Below are 14,881 nucleotides of genomic sequence, written 5' to 3'. Positions count from 1 at the left end.
CCCGCCGCGGCGCCCCGCGCCGTCGGGTCCCGCGGCCCGTACGGCGACGTCACCCTGCGCTGGGCCTACGCGCAGGCGCGGGTCTGCCAGGAGCGGGGGGACTGGGGCGGCGCGGTGGCCCACCTCGCCGCGCTGCCGGCCAAGTTCGCCGACGTGCCCGTCCAACTCCTCTACGCGCAGGGCATGTTCGCCGATTCCCGGGGCGACTGGGAGGGCGTCATCGACGGGTTCGGCGGGCTCCCGGACGAGCACGCCGGCGGGGAGGTGAAGGTGCGCCGCCTCTACGCCCGGGCCCGCGCCGCCGCCGACGGCCGCGGGGACTGGACCGCCGCCGCCGGGCTCCTCGCCGACCTCCCCGACACGGCCCGCGACGGCACCGTCGCCGTGTTGCGCCGCAAGGCGGAGGGCCGCCGGGCGGAGGCCAGGGGCGACTGGGCGGCGGCCTGCGCGATCTACGCCCGCGCGTTCACCGGCGGCACGGCCCTGCCCCCGCCCACCGGAGCCCCGAGGCCCGTGGGCCCGACGCCCACTGGAGCCCCAGGGCCCGTGGGCCCGGCGCCCACCACAACCCCGAGGCCCATCGACCCGACAGCCACCGCCACCCCAAGGCCCACCGCCCCGACGCCCACCGCCACAACGACGCCCGTTGCCCCGACACCCACCGACACCCCGACGCCCATCGAACCGACACCCACCGAAACCCCAACGCCCATCGACCCAACGCCCACCGACACCCCAACGCCCGTTGCCCCGACACCCACCGACACCCCGACGCCCATCGACCCAGCACCCACCGAAACCCCAAGGCCCATCGACCCAACACCCACCGAAACCCCGACGCCCGTCGCCCCGACACCCACCGCAACCCCCACACCCGCCACCCCAGCACCCACCACCACCCCCACCCCCAGCGCGACGGCCACCCGCAACCCCGCGCTCCACCCCACGGGCACAGCATCCCCCAACGGCCACTCGCCGCCCACCGGTTCCGCCCCCTCCCCCGCCGCCCCGGCCTCCCCTCACCTCGCCACCCCCGAGCCCCTCCACCTGTACCTCTACGCCCTCGCCCGCACCCACGAACTCGCCTCGCGGTGGGGCGACGCCCTGCGCGTGTTCCTCGTGCTGCCCGACGGGTGGGCCGACATGGCCGGGCGGCGGCGGTACGCGCGGGCCCGGGTGGCCGAGGAAGGTGCCGAGGGGGCACGGGGGTGGCGGGACGTGGCCGCGGCATACGACGAACTCGCCGCGCTCGCGAGGGGCGCGGAGGGCGACTGCGCCGTGCGGGGGCGGTACGCCCGGGTGCGGGCCGCCGAGGCCGACGGCGAGTGGGCGGCGGTCGTGGCGGCGGCCGAGGCGCTGGGGACGTACCGGGACGCGCCCGCCGTCGCCGCGTACGCCCGCGGCCGCCTCGCCGACGCGCACCAGGAGTGGCGACGGGCCGCCGAGGCGTTCCGCGGCTGCCCGGGCCACCGGGACGCCGACGCCCATCTGGCGTACGCGGAGGGCCGGTTGCTGGAGGCGGAGGGCCGGTGGGCCGAGGCCGTCGGCGCGTACGAGCGGGCCGCGGGCCGCCTCGACCGCGCCGATGTGCGCGGCCGCCGGCTGCGCCGCCTCATCGACCTGCTCCCCTGGGCCGACGGCCCCACCCACGCCCCGCTGGCCGCCGACCCGTTCGCACTGCGCGACGAGACGTACCCCTATCGCGCGCTGCGCGCGGCGGGCGTGCACCCGGGCGTGTCCATGGCCGCCGTCAGCGACGCCTCGTACACGCTCCTGGAGCGCGGCCGCATGTCGTGGTCCGAGCGCGTCGCCTGGGACCGGCTGCGGCTGCCGGGCCGGCGGCTGCAGGTGGACGCGCTGCTGTACCGCTGGCACGAGCCGGACGCGCTGCGCGCCGAGCTGGCCGGTCTCTCGCCGGACGACGAGCACGCCGGGCCCGGCTTCGTGGACGTGCTGTGCGAGCGGTTCCCGGACGACGCGCCGCTGCTGCTCCTGCTCGCGCGGGGCCGGGACGCGGCGACGGCCGAGTGGGAGCGGCGCCTGGCCGCCGCGCCGGGCGACATGGCCGTCGCGCACGGCCTCGCCGTGGCCCGGCTGTGGCAGGCGCAGGATCTTGAGCACAGCGGCGCCTGGGAACACGCCGTGCGCACCTGGGAGTCGGCGCTCGCGCACTGGGCCACGCTGCTGAGCGACGACGTGTACTGGGACGGCTGGCGCGCCGAGCGGGCCGCCTGCTACGAGCGGGAGCTGACGCACGAGGACATGACCCGGCTGCGCTGGGAGCTGAGCCGTCATCTGTTCGGACTGCTCTCGGCGTACGAACAGCGCCACGCCGAGCAGGACCGCCCGCAACAGGCCGCGCTCTACGAGGAGTTGGCTGAGGTGCTGGAGGCGGAGCTGACGGGCGCGCGGGTCCTGAGGGACGTCGGCGGGCTCCCCGGCGTGCCGGGCGCGCGCACCGCCCTCGCCTGCGGACCCCGCTACGCACGCCTCCTCGACCTCCAGCTGCCCCTGGCCGAGCTGGCCGCGGACCTGGACGCGGCCGCCAAGGACGGCAAGGACCCGGGCGAGTACGCGGTGCGCGAGCTGCGCTGGGCGTTCTCGGAGCTGGCGCGCGGCCTCGTGCTGTGCGCGGTGCACAAGTTCGAGCCCGCCCTGCGCGCCCTGCCCGCCTTCCCGACGCTGACCACGCTGCCCGCGGACTGCGCGGGCCCGGCCGCCGCCCCCGACCCGCGCCGGCACCTGGACGCCTGCGCGCACTGCCAGGACTTCCTGCGCCGCAATCCGGCGTACGTCCATCTGCCGCACCGGCACGCGCGGCTGCTCCAGGACGGCGTGGAACTCGCCGTCCGGGTCCGCCTGGAGCTGTCGCGCACGGCGCTCGCCGACGGCGCCTGCGGGCTCGGCCGGGCCCTCGAACAGTGGGAGCGGCTGGTGGCGGTCGCGCGCCGTGCGGGGATGACGGCCCGCGCGAAGAAGGCGCTCGTACGGACCGTGCTCGGCCGTGTGGAGGCGCTGCTCGACGAGGAGCGGGCGCGCCGCGGCGACGTCCTGGACGAGGCGATCGCGCTGATCGAGGCGGTGCCGCCGGTGCTGCACCCGCTGGAGCGCGAGGTCCGCGACCAGCTCGACGGGCGCCTCTCCTCGCTGTACTCGATGCGCGGCGTGTGGCGCGGCTACACCCGCACCAAGCACGGCATGCGCTCCGACGTCTACGGCGCGGAGGCCGACCTGCGCCGCGCCCTCGGCCTCAACCCCGCCTCGAACCACGCCCGCGACAACCTCGCCCGCGCCCTCGTCTTCACCCTGGACGCCCGCACCGACGAACTCCCGGCCCGCCTTCGCCTGTTGCACGAGGCCCTCGGCCTGCTCGACGTGGGCCTCGGCCAGGCCCTCACGCACAACTACCGCGAGACCCTCGGCGAGTGCCTGGAGGAACTCGACCGGCTGCTCGCCACCGACCTGGGCGTCCTGGGCATGGGCGAGCTGATGCGCAGCGACGGCGCCGAGCCGCCGCCCGACGAGGACGACCTGGCGTCCTGGGCCGCCGGTCTCACCGACCGCGCGGAGGCCGAAATCGCCGGGGGTGACGTCCGCAAGGCCCTGCACCACCTGATCCGCGCCACCCGCGCCGACGTCATGGACGGCCGGGTGCGCAGCGCCCTGCTCGACGCGGTGAGCCGCTGGCTCACGGCCCTCACCACCGAAGGAGGCCCCACCCCGTGATCAAGGACCCCGAGAGCGCCCCGGACCCGTACGACGCCCTCGCCGAGGCCGGCGTGACCCCGTGGACCTCGCACGCGGACCTGCGGGACGTCCCCTTCGAGCTGCTCGCCCGGCACCTGATGACCCCGGCGGCGCAGACGGCGTGGGACGAGCTGCGCACGGTGCGGGGGCGGCTGCTCGTCGACCTGCTCCGGTACGACGTGGACCTCGCCGCCGAACTCCCGGGCGCCGTCGAGGAGATCGACCGCGAACTCGCCGAGCCGGGCGGCGGCTCCGGGGAGCCGCTGTCCGACGAGGCCGCCGCCCGCCTCGTCGCCGACCTCGTCCGCTTCGACGTCTGACCGCCCGACATCCGACAGGGGGAACTCCCATGAACCCGATGGACCCGCCCGGCCCGCCGGGTCCGGACCCGGACCCGCCCGACCCGCATACGGCCGCCGCCCTCGCCGCGTACGAGGGCTCCAAGGCGCTCGCCGCCCGCGACGCCGCGCACCGCGCGCACACCGAGCGGCTGCTCCTGGTGTGCGCGGACACGCTGGACGCCTGCGGGCGGCTGCTCGCCGACGGTCCTGGCTCCGACCCGGCCGCGTACCACCGCAGCGTCGAACTCGTCGCGCGGCAGCTGGAGTCGGCCGTCACCGGCGAGGGCCTGGAGGTGTTCGGGCGCGTCGGGGAGCGCGCGGACCCGGCCACGCACCACGTCGCGGCGGTGCGCGCCGCACCGCCCGGAGCAGCCGACGACGAGGTCCTTGAGGTGCTGCGGCGCGGGTATCGATACCGGGGGCACGTGCTGCGCGCCGCCCGGGTCGTGGTGGCCGCGGCCGGCGGCGCCGGGGAGGCGCCCCCGACGGGCGGGACCGCAGGAACCGACGGGACCAGCCCGCGAACCCAGGAAGGGACCACGCACGGATGAAGGCCATCGGGATCGACCTCGGCACCACGAACAGCGCCGTCGCCGCCCACGATCCGCACCGCGACGACATCGCGGTCCTCACCAACAGCAAGGGCGACCGCCTGACGCCGTCCGTCGTCGGCCTGGTGCGGCGCGACGGCAAGGAGCAGACGATCGTCGGCGAGGACGCCCTCAACTGGGCCGTGCGCCAGCCGAGGGACACCATCGTGTCCGTCAAGCGCCTGATGGGCCGTGACTTCGCGGACACGTCGGTGGCCGAGGCCCGCGACCGGCTCAGCTACGCGATCGTGCCGGGCCCCGACGACGACCCGCGCGCGCACGTGACGCTCGGCGGCCGCACCCGCACGCCCGCGGAGATCTCCAGCGTCATCCTCGACAAGCTGGTGCGGGACGCGGCGCGCACCCTCGGCGAGCAGGTGACGCACGCGGTGATCACGGTGCCCGCCTACTTCCGCGACGCGCAGCGGGCGGCGACGCGGGAGGCCGCGGAGCGCGCGGGCCTGGTCGTGAAGAAGATCATCGACGAGCCGACGGCCGCGGCGGTGGCCTTCGGCCTGCACAAGCCGGACGGCGCGCGCAGCCGCGTCCTGGTCTTCGACCTGGGCGGCGGCACCTTCGACATCTCCGTACTGAACACGGTCAAGGACCGCGAGGGGCACAGCCAGTTCCAGGTGCTGCGCTCGGCGGGCGACATCTGGCTGGGCGGCGACGACTTCGACCTGGCGATCGTGGAGCGGATCATCGCCTGGATGCGCGCGGAGCGGGGCGTCGACCCGTCCGGCGACAAGGAGTTCCTGTTCCAGGCGAAGAAGGCGGCCGAGGCGGCCAAGCGGGAGCTGAACGAGCTGCCGGAGACGTACATCGTGATCCCGGCCGCCTACCGGGGGCCCGAGGGCATCGTGGACGTCGAGATGGCGCTCACCCGCGACGAGTTCCAGGAGATGATCGCGCCGCTCGTGGCCCGCACCATGGACCTGGTCAAGGAGACGCTGTCCGGCTTCGAGCTGACGCCCGACGACATCTCCGACGTGCTGCTCGTCGGCGGCGGCACGCTGACCCGGCCGGTGTACGAGGCGGTGGAGGCGTTCTTCGGCCCGGACAAGGTGCGCCGCAACATCAACCCGATGGAGTGCGTGGCCTACGGCGCGGGCGTGCTCGCGCAGACCCTCGACGGCGTGGAGTGCCCGGCGCCGAAGTGCTTCACGACCAATGAGTACACCGCCGAGACGTGCGCGGACTGCGGGCAGAGCCTGGTCAACGGGCGGCCGGTGGGGTCGACGGGCCTGTTCGAGTCGACGCCCATGGCGATGGGCATCGCGGCGGTGAAGGGCGCGCAGCGCGACGTGTTCGTCGAGATCATCCCGGCGGGCTCGCCCTATCCGCTGCCCGAGCCGCGCCGGCGCACGTTCCACGCGACGGACAGCCGGCTGATCCGGGTGCCGGTGTACGAGGGCGACAGCCATGTGGCGAGCGAGAACCACGAACAGGGCGTGGTGGAGTTCGAGCTGCCGCAGGAGATCGAGATCAACTGCCATGTGGACGTGTCGTTCAACTACTCGGCGGACCGCATCATCACCGTACGCATCAGCGTGCGCGGCACCGACATGGTCCTGGAGGCGACACCGAAGCGGGAGAAGCCCCGCACCCCGCCGCCCGAGACCGAGCAGGAGGTGGACAGCGCGGTGCTGCGCGAGGAGCTCGGGCTCGCGGTGCGGGAGGCGCAGCGGTTCCTGAAGCAGTACGGCGCGTACATCGAGCAGACGCAGGAGATGAAGGTGCGCCGCGACATCGGGCAGGCGCAGCGGGCCGTGGAGATGGGCGACAGCGGCGAGTACAAGCGCCTCACCGAGCTGCTGCTCGACGACATGTACCACCAGTGCGGGCTCGCCAGTCAGTTCCGGCAGGCCGAACTGGCCTCGGACGGGGCGCCGTTGGAGACGGTCAAGGCCATCAGTGACGCCGTGGAGCAGGTCAAGGCGGCCCACCGGCAGGGCAACCGCATCCAGACCGCCGAGCAGGCCAAGAACCTGCGCAGCATGATCGCCGTGGCCTATTCGGAGCGGGCGGTGCCGACGCTGCCCAGCAAGAAGGACTACGGAGGCATCCTCCAGGTCCCCGACGACACGGCCGGCGGATGACGGCAGCCAGGCCCGCGGCCCGCGTCAGCCTCGGCGTGGACTTCGGCGCGACGGGGGTGCGGGCGCTGTACGCCGGGCCCGGGGAGCAGGTGCGCCGCCTCGACGTGCCCGTGGCCGGGTGGCCGTGGCTGGTGTGCCTGCCTGCCGGTGCGGGGGTGCTTCCGGTGGCGTTCCCGAGCCTGAAGTCCCTGCTGGCCGGGGGGCGTTCGGTGCCGTGGCGGGGCGGCGCGGCCGACGCGGACGCGGTGGTGACGCGGATGCTGCGGGCGCTGCGGGAGCACGTGGAGGAGCGGGCGTCGGCGTTCGTGGCGCAGACCGTCATCAGCGTGCCCGCGTCCTTCCAGTCGGCGCAGCGGCAGGCCCTGCGGGACGCCGCGCGGGAGGCCGGTCTGACGCCCGTGCGGCTCATCAGCGACTCCATGGCCGCGGTCATGGGGCATACGACGGACCGGGACAGCGGGACGTTCCTGGTGTACGGGATGGGGTACGACGGCTTCGAACTCGGCCTGGTACGCGGCGTGCGCGGGCACTGCCGCGCCCTCGGCTACGACGGCGCGGCGACCTCCGGGGGCCGCGCCTTCGACGAGGGGGTGCTCGCGAAGGCGGTGCAGTTGCTGGTCGCGCGCAGGGGGCCCGCGTCCGTGACCGGCGCCCCTGCCGAGGTGTGGCTCGGGCACCGCGAGCGGGCGCAGGCGACGCGCCAGGCGCTGAGCGGCCCGCCGGAGGGCGACGGCACCGCGGCGCCCGCCGCCACGGACTTCGCGGCGCTCACCCTCGACCTCGGCACCGGGCCCCCGCTGCGCATGGGCGTCACGCGGCCGAACCTGGACGCGTTCCTGGAGCCCCACGTGCGCCGCACCGTGCGGCGCGCGCACGCGCTGCTCGACGAGGCCGCGGTGGCCCGCGCGGACGTGGACACCCTGCTGCTCGTCGGCGGCGGCACGCGGATGGAGCAGGTGCGCGCGGGCGTGGCGGGGCTCGGCCGGCGCACGGCGCACGGGCCGCCGGAACTCCTGGCCCTCGGGGCGCTGAAGCACGCGGTACGCCTCGGGGGCGGCGGCGCGTCTTCGTCCGGGTCGTCCGGCGCGGCCGCCCTGGAGGAGGGCCTGCTTGAGCCGGCCGACCCGAACCGCGACACCCTCGCCGACGCCCCCGCCCTCACGGCGGCCCTCTTCCCGCCCGAGGACCCGCCGGATCCGCGGCGCCGCGACGTCGCCCAGGCCCGGGAGCTCGCGGGGCAGGGGCGCAGGCAGGAGGCGGTGGCGCTGCTGCGGGACATCGTGGCGGAGGCGCGGGAGCTGCTGGCGGGGCTGGGGGCGGACGCGGGCCCCACCGGGGCGCCGGAACCGGGACAGGAGCCGGAACCGGAGCCGGTGCACGAGCAGGAGCCGGTGCGGGGGCAGGAGCCGAAGCCGGGGCGGGAACCGAAGCCGGAGCGGGAACCCAAGCCGGAGAGCGAGTCGGCCGGGGCTCCCCCGGCACCCATGAGCCGCCGCGCCGCACGCCAACTGTCCCGCGCCCGCGCCCTGTTGGACCTCGGGCAGTACGAACACGCCGTCCAGTCCTCCCACGCGGCCTGGCAGGAGGCCACCGCGCACGCGTCCCGCGCCGACGTCCTGGACGCGATGATCGAGGTGCACTGCGCGGCCGCGATGGCCGACATGGCGCCCGGCCACTTCGCGGACGCCGAGCGGTGGCTGCGGTGCGCGTACGGCCACGATCCGACGAACGAGCGGGTGCGGGGCCTGCTCGCGCGGCGCACCTTCCGGCACGCCGAGGAGCTGCACCGGATCGGTGCGCGGGATGAGGCGATTGAGGCCCTTGGCAAGTGCCTCACATGGGACCCTGAACACCCCGGCGCCGAGGCGCTGTCACGCCGGCTGGGCCGCGACGGCAGGAACCGGCGCGGCAGGGGGGACGTCCTCGACTGACGAGGCCCTCCTGGGCGGGGCGCCCCGCCCGAGAACAGCCGAGTGAGCCGAGAGAGCTGCGACAGCCGAGACAGGGAGTACGCGTTTGACGCCCGCGGAACTACTGGACAAGCAGGATCTCATCAAGCGGCTGCAGGACCTCGCGGGCCGCCCGGCGCTCGCTCCCAGGGCCGCCGAACTCAACGCGCTCACCGATGACTTGACGCACAGCAAGCGTCTCGACCGGTGGGCCGAACTGGACCTCGTGCACGCCTACGTACGCCCGGAGAGCGTCACCACGGCCGACACCCGGCCGTCGGCGCGCCGCGACGGCCTCCTGGAGGCGGCGCTCGGCGTCCTCGTCTTCATCCCGCTCCTGATCACGTGGTTCGGCCTGCGGGACGCCGTGCGGGCGTACGGCGAACTCGCGAAGGACGACCGCAAGGAGGCGACGCGCCCCTTCCTCCAGTTGTGGCAGTCCGGCTTCGGCGGCCATCTGTCGCCGCTCGGCCGCTTCGAGAACGTGGCGCTGACCGCGGTGGTCCTCATCGCCCTCCTGGTGCTGCTCTCCGTGGTGCACGCGCGCGTGCGCTGGCGCGCCGACAGGGAGGAGGCGGACCAGGAGGCGGAGCGGGAGCGGCTGCTCGCCCAGCTCGCCTCCGTGCTCACCCGGCTCCAGATGCTGCTCGCCCCGCACCGCAGCGCCTCCCCGAAGCAGTTCGCGGCCGAACTCACCAAGGCCGCCACCAAGATGAACTCCCTGGCCACCCAGGCGGAGAAGAACCACAAGGCGCTGAGCGGCACGGCCGGGGCGGTGACGGACGCGACGACCTCGCTGCGGGACGCGACGGCCCGGCTCGCCACGGAACTGCCGAAGCTCAGCGGGGCGGCGGACCGCATCGAGACCGCGGTACGCGAAAGCCGGCAGGCGACGGCCCACGCGAGCTCCGCCTACGCCACCACGACCCAGGTCGTCGCCGACGCGCTCCAGGAACTGGTCGCCAGGTCGGAGTCGGTGGTGCGCGCCACCGAACAGGCGTCGCAGGCCCTGGTCGCCAGCACCGGCCGCACCACGGACGCGGTCGACGGCATGCGCGCGGCCACCGAACGCTGGGACGCCGCCGCGGCCCACTGGCAGGACGCGGCGGCGCGCGTGGAGTCCGGCGTACGGACGCTGGCGGGGGCGCCGGGCCACAACGGCACGCCGCACCCGGCGCCCGGGACACAGGTGCCGGGCACCAGGGAGTACGAGCCGGGCGTCACGGCGTACGGAGCACAGGCGACGGAACCGTACGAAACGCAGGCCACGGAACCCTACGGAACGCCCGTACCAAGCCCCGGCAGCACCAACGGCACCCACATACCGGACCCCCGGGCCGAGGGCTCCGACCACCTACCCGCGTACGAACCGGCGGACGCCGTCCCGCAGGACTACGCCGGGCACGACGCCGGGCCGGACGCCGCACCCGACCCCGGTTCCGACGTCGGCTCGCCCCGCACCCGCGCCCTGCGCCCGCCGTCCCGGCGCCCCTCCGCTCCCCCGCGGCCCGGAGGTGACACGTGAGCCGACCGCGGCGGCGCGGGCGGGGTGGGGGCCGGGTCGCGGGTGTCGTGCTCGCCGGGTGGCTCTTCGCGGACCTGCTGCTGGTCCTGGCGCTGGTGTCGATGGCCGACCGGCCCGACCCCCTCGCCGCGCGCCCGAAGCCGTCGAAGAGCGCGGACGCGTCCGCGAAGCCGAAACCCAAGCCAACGGGCCCGCGTTCGGTGGAGCGCAGACCGGAGGAGTTCAAGGTGAAGGGCACGGACAAGGACGCGCTCACCGATCAGATCGGCCGGTCCACCAAGAAGTGGCGGGGCCGCACGGCCGCGCTCGTGCTGACCTTCGGCGGCGGCAGGAACGGCACGGTGTACGCGCACCGCGTCAACTCGCTGCTCGGCGCCGGCCGTCCGGAGATGTTCACCAAGAAGACGGCGACGGACGACTTCCACGACCTGAGCAGCGACGCGTCGACGGCCGTGGTCCGGGTGTACTTCTTCACGGCACCGGGAGGCTGACGGGTGGCGACGACCTGGCGGCCCGGCGTCCGGGCGACCGGCAGCGGCACCCCGCCCCCGCTGCCCGTCCTGCCGCAGTTCCCCGGCATGCGCGGCTACACCCAACTGCGCCGGGCCATCCGCGACTTGGGTTTCCGGCACGCCGCCGAGCTGCTGCGCGAACCGGGGCGGCAGCGCGCGGCGGGCGGTGTCTTCGGCACCCTGCCGAAGGCGGAGACCGACGACGGCTTCCGCGTCCTCGACGGCCTGTGGTTCCCGGGGCGCGGCGGGCTCTGGCAGCGCGTGGACGTGCCGTTCGTGCGGCGCGCGCGGGACGCCTGGCAGGCGTCGGCCGACCCGCGGGCGCTCACCGCGGCGGCCGTCACGGACATCTTGGAGACGCTGACGCGCGACGACCCGATGGGGCCCCGGCGGGTGGTTCTGTGGGAGCTGTGCTGTCTGCTCAAGGACGGTGCCGTGGCGGGCACTCCGACCACCGCCGACGACGTCGCCGCGCTCGGCGTGCACCGCAGCGAGGCCCGCCTCCTGGCCGCCGCCGTCGACGCCGTGTTCCCCGCCGACGGCGCGCCGCGCCGCGCGGCCGAGGAGATCAACGACGTCTGGCCGGGCCTGAGGCTGCGCCGGGCCGAGCACGTCGCGGAGCTGCTGCCGGCCGCGCCGGACGACCACGCCCTCGCCGCCCTGCTCCGCGCCCTGCGGGCCCGCTCCGCGAAGGTGCGCTTCCTCGCGTACGCGGCCCGCCGGTCCCAGGAGGACGGCGATCCGCGGGCCGCGTCCGGCGCGTGGCTGCGCGCGCTGCGGCAGGCCACGGACGCGCCGGAGCTGCGGACGGGCCTGCTGCGGGCGGCCACCGCGCTGGCGGACGCGCCGTCCTCCACCGAGAAGGCCGGGGCCTGGGTGAGGACGCAGGACCGCGGTGTCGGCGTGAGCTGGCGGACGCCGCACGTACCCGGCACGCACCCCGCCGCTCCCGTGACGTACGCCGTCCTGCGCTTCGACGACGACGCCCCGCAGGCCGCCACCGAGATCGCGAAGGTCGACGTGGTCGGCCCGGAGGCACGGCTGTTGGAGGCCCACGACCCGGCCGCGCCGCTGGGCCGCGCCCTGCGCTACGCCGTCCTGCCGCTGCGCGGCGAGCGCGTCGCCGGGGTGCCGCGCGTCACCGCGCCCGTGCTCATCGCCCCCGACGTGACGGAGTTGACGGCCAGGCCCGTGCCGGGCGGCCTCCGGCTGCGCTGGCGGCCGCACCCGGCGGCCACCGAGGTCCGGGTGCTGCGTTACGGCAAGCCGGACGTCGGCGCGGCCCACGGTCCGGACCACGTGCTCGGCGGGCCCGACGGCGCGGTGGATCCCGCGCTGGACCCGGGGTCGTACACGTACGAGGTGAGCTGCGGCTATCCGGGCCCGGGCGGCGGTGTCGCCTGGTCGCCCGGCGTCCGTGTGTCGGCCCGTGCCGAGCGGTGGCCGACGCCGGTCGAGAAGCTGACGGCCGAGCGGGTGGGCGAGGCCGGGGACCGCTTGCTGCTGCGGTGGCACCCGCCGCGGCGCGGCCGGAGCACGCTGCTGCCGTGGCCGGAGGGACCGGTCGCGCCGGGCACGGACGTGTCGGAGCGCTTCGCCCGGATCGCCGCCGGCCTCGCGGCGGGCGGGGACGCGCCGGACCTGCGGGCGGAGGCGCCGCGCCTGCGTTGGCGGGAGGAACCGGCACAGCACCTGGAGCTGCCCGTGCCCCCGGCGGGACGGATGCGGATGACCGCGGTGAGCGTGCTCGGCGAGCGGGCGGTGGCCGGGGCGAGCGTCGTCGTCGAACGCCCGGACTCGGTAAGGAATCTGACGGTACGTCGGCTTTCGGCGGACCGTGCCCTGGTGCGGTTCGCCTGGCCGGAGCCGACCGTTCTCGTCCTCGTCTCCTGGCACGACGCCACGCGGGGCGTCGCTCACCGCGTGGCGCGCACGAGGCATCTCGCGTCGGGCGGGGCCGTCGAGTTGGCGGTGCCGGAGACGGCGTGCACCGTCTCCGTCACCCCGCTGTCCCGCCCGGACGCGGTGGCCGTACGTTGGCCGTACCGGCGCCGACCGCGCACGCCGAGCTGCCCGCGCTGCCGCCGCCCCCGCCCGCGCCCCCGCCGTGGTGGCACCGCTGGCGCCGCTGGCTGCGTCCCGGGCGGCCACGGGCCTAGGGGCTGTCCGACGGGCGGCCCCGCTACTCCTTGACCTCCGCCTCCACCCCGCCCCCGAACTCCAGGAGCAGGCCGGGCTGCAGGGCAATGGTGCGGCCCGGTTCGACGTCCCGTACGGAACCGTCCTCCTTGCGCACCGTCCACACGGCCTGGGTGCGGTTGGTCAGGCCGTAGCGGCCGCGCTGCTTGGGGTGTTCGGTGACCTCGCCGACGACGGCCCGGAAGTCGTGCCGGTCCGGGTCGCCGTCCAGGTGGTGGGCGTAGACGCGGGCGCTCGGGTCGAGGCGGATGCCGCGCCGGGTGCGCAGGGTGGTGCCGGTGGCGGTGACCAGTTCCAGGCGCGGCGGGAGCTGGAGGGGCGCGGAGCACTTCCAGCAGTCCGGCGGCGCGCCGTCGGGCTGCGTCAGGTTCTGCCTGCCGCACCGGCGGCACTGCGTGATGGCGTCCAGGACCTGGCTGAGCGCGTCCCGCCACTGCGTCTCGCGCACCCGCTTCGCGGGCGCCCTGAGCCCGTCGGTGAACGTCTGCACGAACAGGTCCCGCAGGATCGGCGGCAGCGCCGCCCAGGTGGCGATGACGGTCGGCTGCTCGCCGACGACGGGGCGGTTGCGGGTGTCCGCGGGGTCGTACACGAACACCGGGTCGGTGCCGTACAGCTTGCGCTTGGCGGCCTCGCCCATGCAGTGGATGCGCAGGGCGAGCGCCCCGTTGAAGGGGTGTTCGTTCATCAGCAGCAGGAAGAGCAGCACGGCGAGGGAGTGCAGGTCGGTCTGGGTGCCGGGCTGCGCGCCCCGGTCGCCGCGCACCAGCTCCGGCGCCATGAAGTCCATGGTCCCTGCGACGCCCGCGGTGCCGCCCTCCACGACCGCGTTGTCGTTGTCGCAGACCAGGACGTCGCCGGTGCGCGGGTCGAAGAAGATGTTGCCCCAGTTGATGTCGCGGTAGGCGATGCCCTTGGAGTGCAGCGCGCGGTACGCCTCCACGGTGTGCAGGGCGACCGTCACCAGCGTGCGCATCGTCGCGTCCCGCACGGACGGGTCGCGCCGGAAGAGCGCGGGCAGGTCCTGGAAGCGCGCGGGGCGTACGTCCATCAGGTAGCCGAAGCCGGGCTCCTTGCCGTCGGGGTCCATGACGATGGACCGCGGCCACAGGAAGCGGTCGTCGTCCCAGCCCTTCTCTATGAGCCCTTCGAGGATGTGCCGCTGCCGGGCGTCGGCGAGCTGCGGGTAGTACCACTTCACGGCGCGGTCGCCGCGGGCCGTCGAGACGCGGTACACCTCGCCCTGGCCGCCGGACCCGAAGAGCTCGCCGACCGTGACCCGCTCCCCTTCCTCGGTCACCAGCGTCTTCCCGCCGGCGAGCATGCCGTTGCTCATACGGTCCCCGTTCCTTCCCTCATGCCGATGTCGTCCCTTCCTGCGCTGTCGCGGGCGCGGCCGCGAAAGCGGCCACGAGTGTGGTGTCGTCCCCCGAGTACTTCGCCGCCCGCCCCAGCCAGTCCCCCAGTTGCTCCTGTACGGCGGCCACGCCCTGCTCGGCGGCGCGTGCGCGCACGCCGGTGGCGAAGTCCAGGAAGCCCTGGTGGTCGGCGAAGCTCTTCGAGAGGCCGTCGGTGGACAGCAGCACGGTCGGGGGCGGGCCGCCGGTGAGGGGCTGCCAGTAGGTGCGGGTCTTGCGCCAGGGCTCGGGCTCGCACAGCGAGTCGGTCTCGTCGCCCATGTCCGGGCCGGTGGACAGCGGGGTGCGCGGGGCGCCGCCGTCGTCGTCGATGAGGACCACGTCGCCGTCGCCCAGCTGCCAGCACAGCAGCATCTGCCGGGTCAGGACGGCGCCGAGCAGCGTGCTGCCGTACGCGGCGAGGTCCCAGGTGCCCCGGGCCCCCTCCTTGGCGAAGCGCGCGCGGGCCGCGGCGCGGCGGGCCGGCGAGGCGCCGTGCGCGGGCGCGTTGGCGTCGTGCAG

9 protein-coding genes and 1 pseudogene are annotated in these 14,881 nt (G+C 75.6%); 8 read left to right on the top strand and 2 right to left on the bottom strand.

Annotated features, from left to right (window positions below):
* The 8 genes and pseudogenes from STRAU_RS42875 to STRAU_RS06945 all read left to right on the top strand — a co-directional run.
* Positions 1-3,726 (top strand): annotated as a pseudogene (locus STRAU_RS42875) (hypothetical protein); the annotation flags it as partial.
* Positions 3,723-4,067 carry a hypothetical protein gene (locus tag STRAU_RS06975; protein WP_016639555.1) on the top strand — a complete coding sequence of 115 codons (345 nt, stop codon included), beginning with the start codon at positions 3,723-3,725 and terminating at the stop codon, positions 4,065-4,067. The pseudogene STRAU_RS42875 and the gene STRAU_RS06975, both read left to right, overlap by 4 nt.
* A 29-nt stretch (positions 4,068-4,096) precedes the next feature.
* The gene (locus STRAU_RS06970; RefSeq protein WP_016639554.1) at positions 4,097-4,639 is read left to right on the top strand and encodes a nucleotide exchange factor GrpE; all 543 of its coding nucleotides are present in this window, start codon (positions 4,097-4,099) and stop codon (positions 4,637-4,639) included.
* Positions 4,636-6,777, top strand: a complete 2,142-nt coding sequence (locus STRAU_RS06965) for an Hsp70 family protein (protein WP_016639553.1) — start codon at positions 4,636-4,638, stop codon at positions 6,775-6,777. Before STRAU_RS06970 ends, STRAU_RS06965 begins: the two co-directional genes overlap by 4 nt.
* Positions 6,774-8,708, top strand: coding sequence for an Hsp70 family protein (locus STRAU_RS06960; protein ID WP_016639552.1), 1,935 nt, complete (start codon positions 6,774-6,776; stop codon positions 8,706-8,708). Before STRAU_RS06965 ends, STRAU_RS06960 begins: the two co-directional genes overlap by 4 nt.
* 85 nt (positions 8,709-8,793) lie before the next feature.
* On the top strand, positions 8,794-10,251 hold the full coding sequence (locus STRAU_RS38860) for a methyl-accepting chemotaxis protein (RefSeq protein ID WP_016639551.1): 1,458 nt from the start codon (positions 8,794-8,796) through the stop codon (positions 10,249-10,251).
* Complete coding sequence (locus tag STRAU_RS06950) at positions 10,248-10,742, top strand: hypothetical protein (protein WP_063890329.1); 495 nt, start codon at positions 10,248-10,250, stop codon at positions 10,740-10,742. The genes STRAU_RS38860 and STRAU_RS06950 overlap by 4 nt, the downstream gene beginning before the upstream one ends.
* 3 nt (positions 10,743-10,745) lie before the next feature.
* Positions 10,746-12,956: a hypothetical protein gene (locus STRAU_RS06945; protein ID WP_016639549.1), complete on the top strand. Its 2,211-nt coding sequence runs from the start codon at positions 10,746-10,748 to the stop codon at positions 12,954-12,956.
* Here the strand turns inward: STRAU_RS06945 and STRAU_RS06940 are convergent.
* Complete coding sequence (locus tag STRAU_RS06940) at positions 12,946-14,298, bottom strand: protein kinase domain-containing protein (protein ID WP_016639548.1); 1,353 nt, start codon at positions 14,296-14,298, stop codon at positions 12,946-12,948. The genes STRAU_RS06945 and STRAU_RS06940 overlap by 11 nt on opposite strands.
* Before the next feature lie 19 nt (positions 14,299-14,317).
* Positions 14,318-14,881: protein phosphatase 2C domain-containing protein (locus tag STRAU_RS06935; protein WP_162473215.1), on the bottom strand; the 564-nt coding region annotated here is incomplete at its 5' end.

The organism is Streptomyces aurantiacus JA 4570, assembly GCF_000414115.1.
In the GTDB taxonomy this organism is placed as follows: Bacteria; Actinomycetota; Actinomycetes; order Streptomycetales; family Streptomycetaceae; genus Streptomyces; species Streptomyces aurantiacus_A.
The sequence above is the reverse complement of the archived record's forward strand: the minus strand, read 5'-3'. Positions and strand labels throughout refer to the sequence as shown.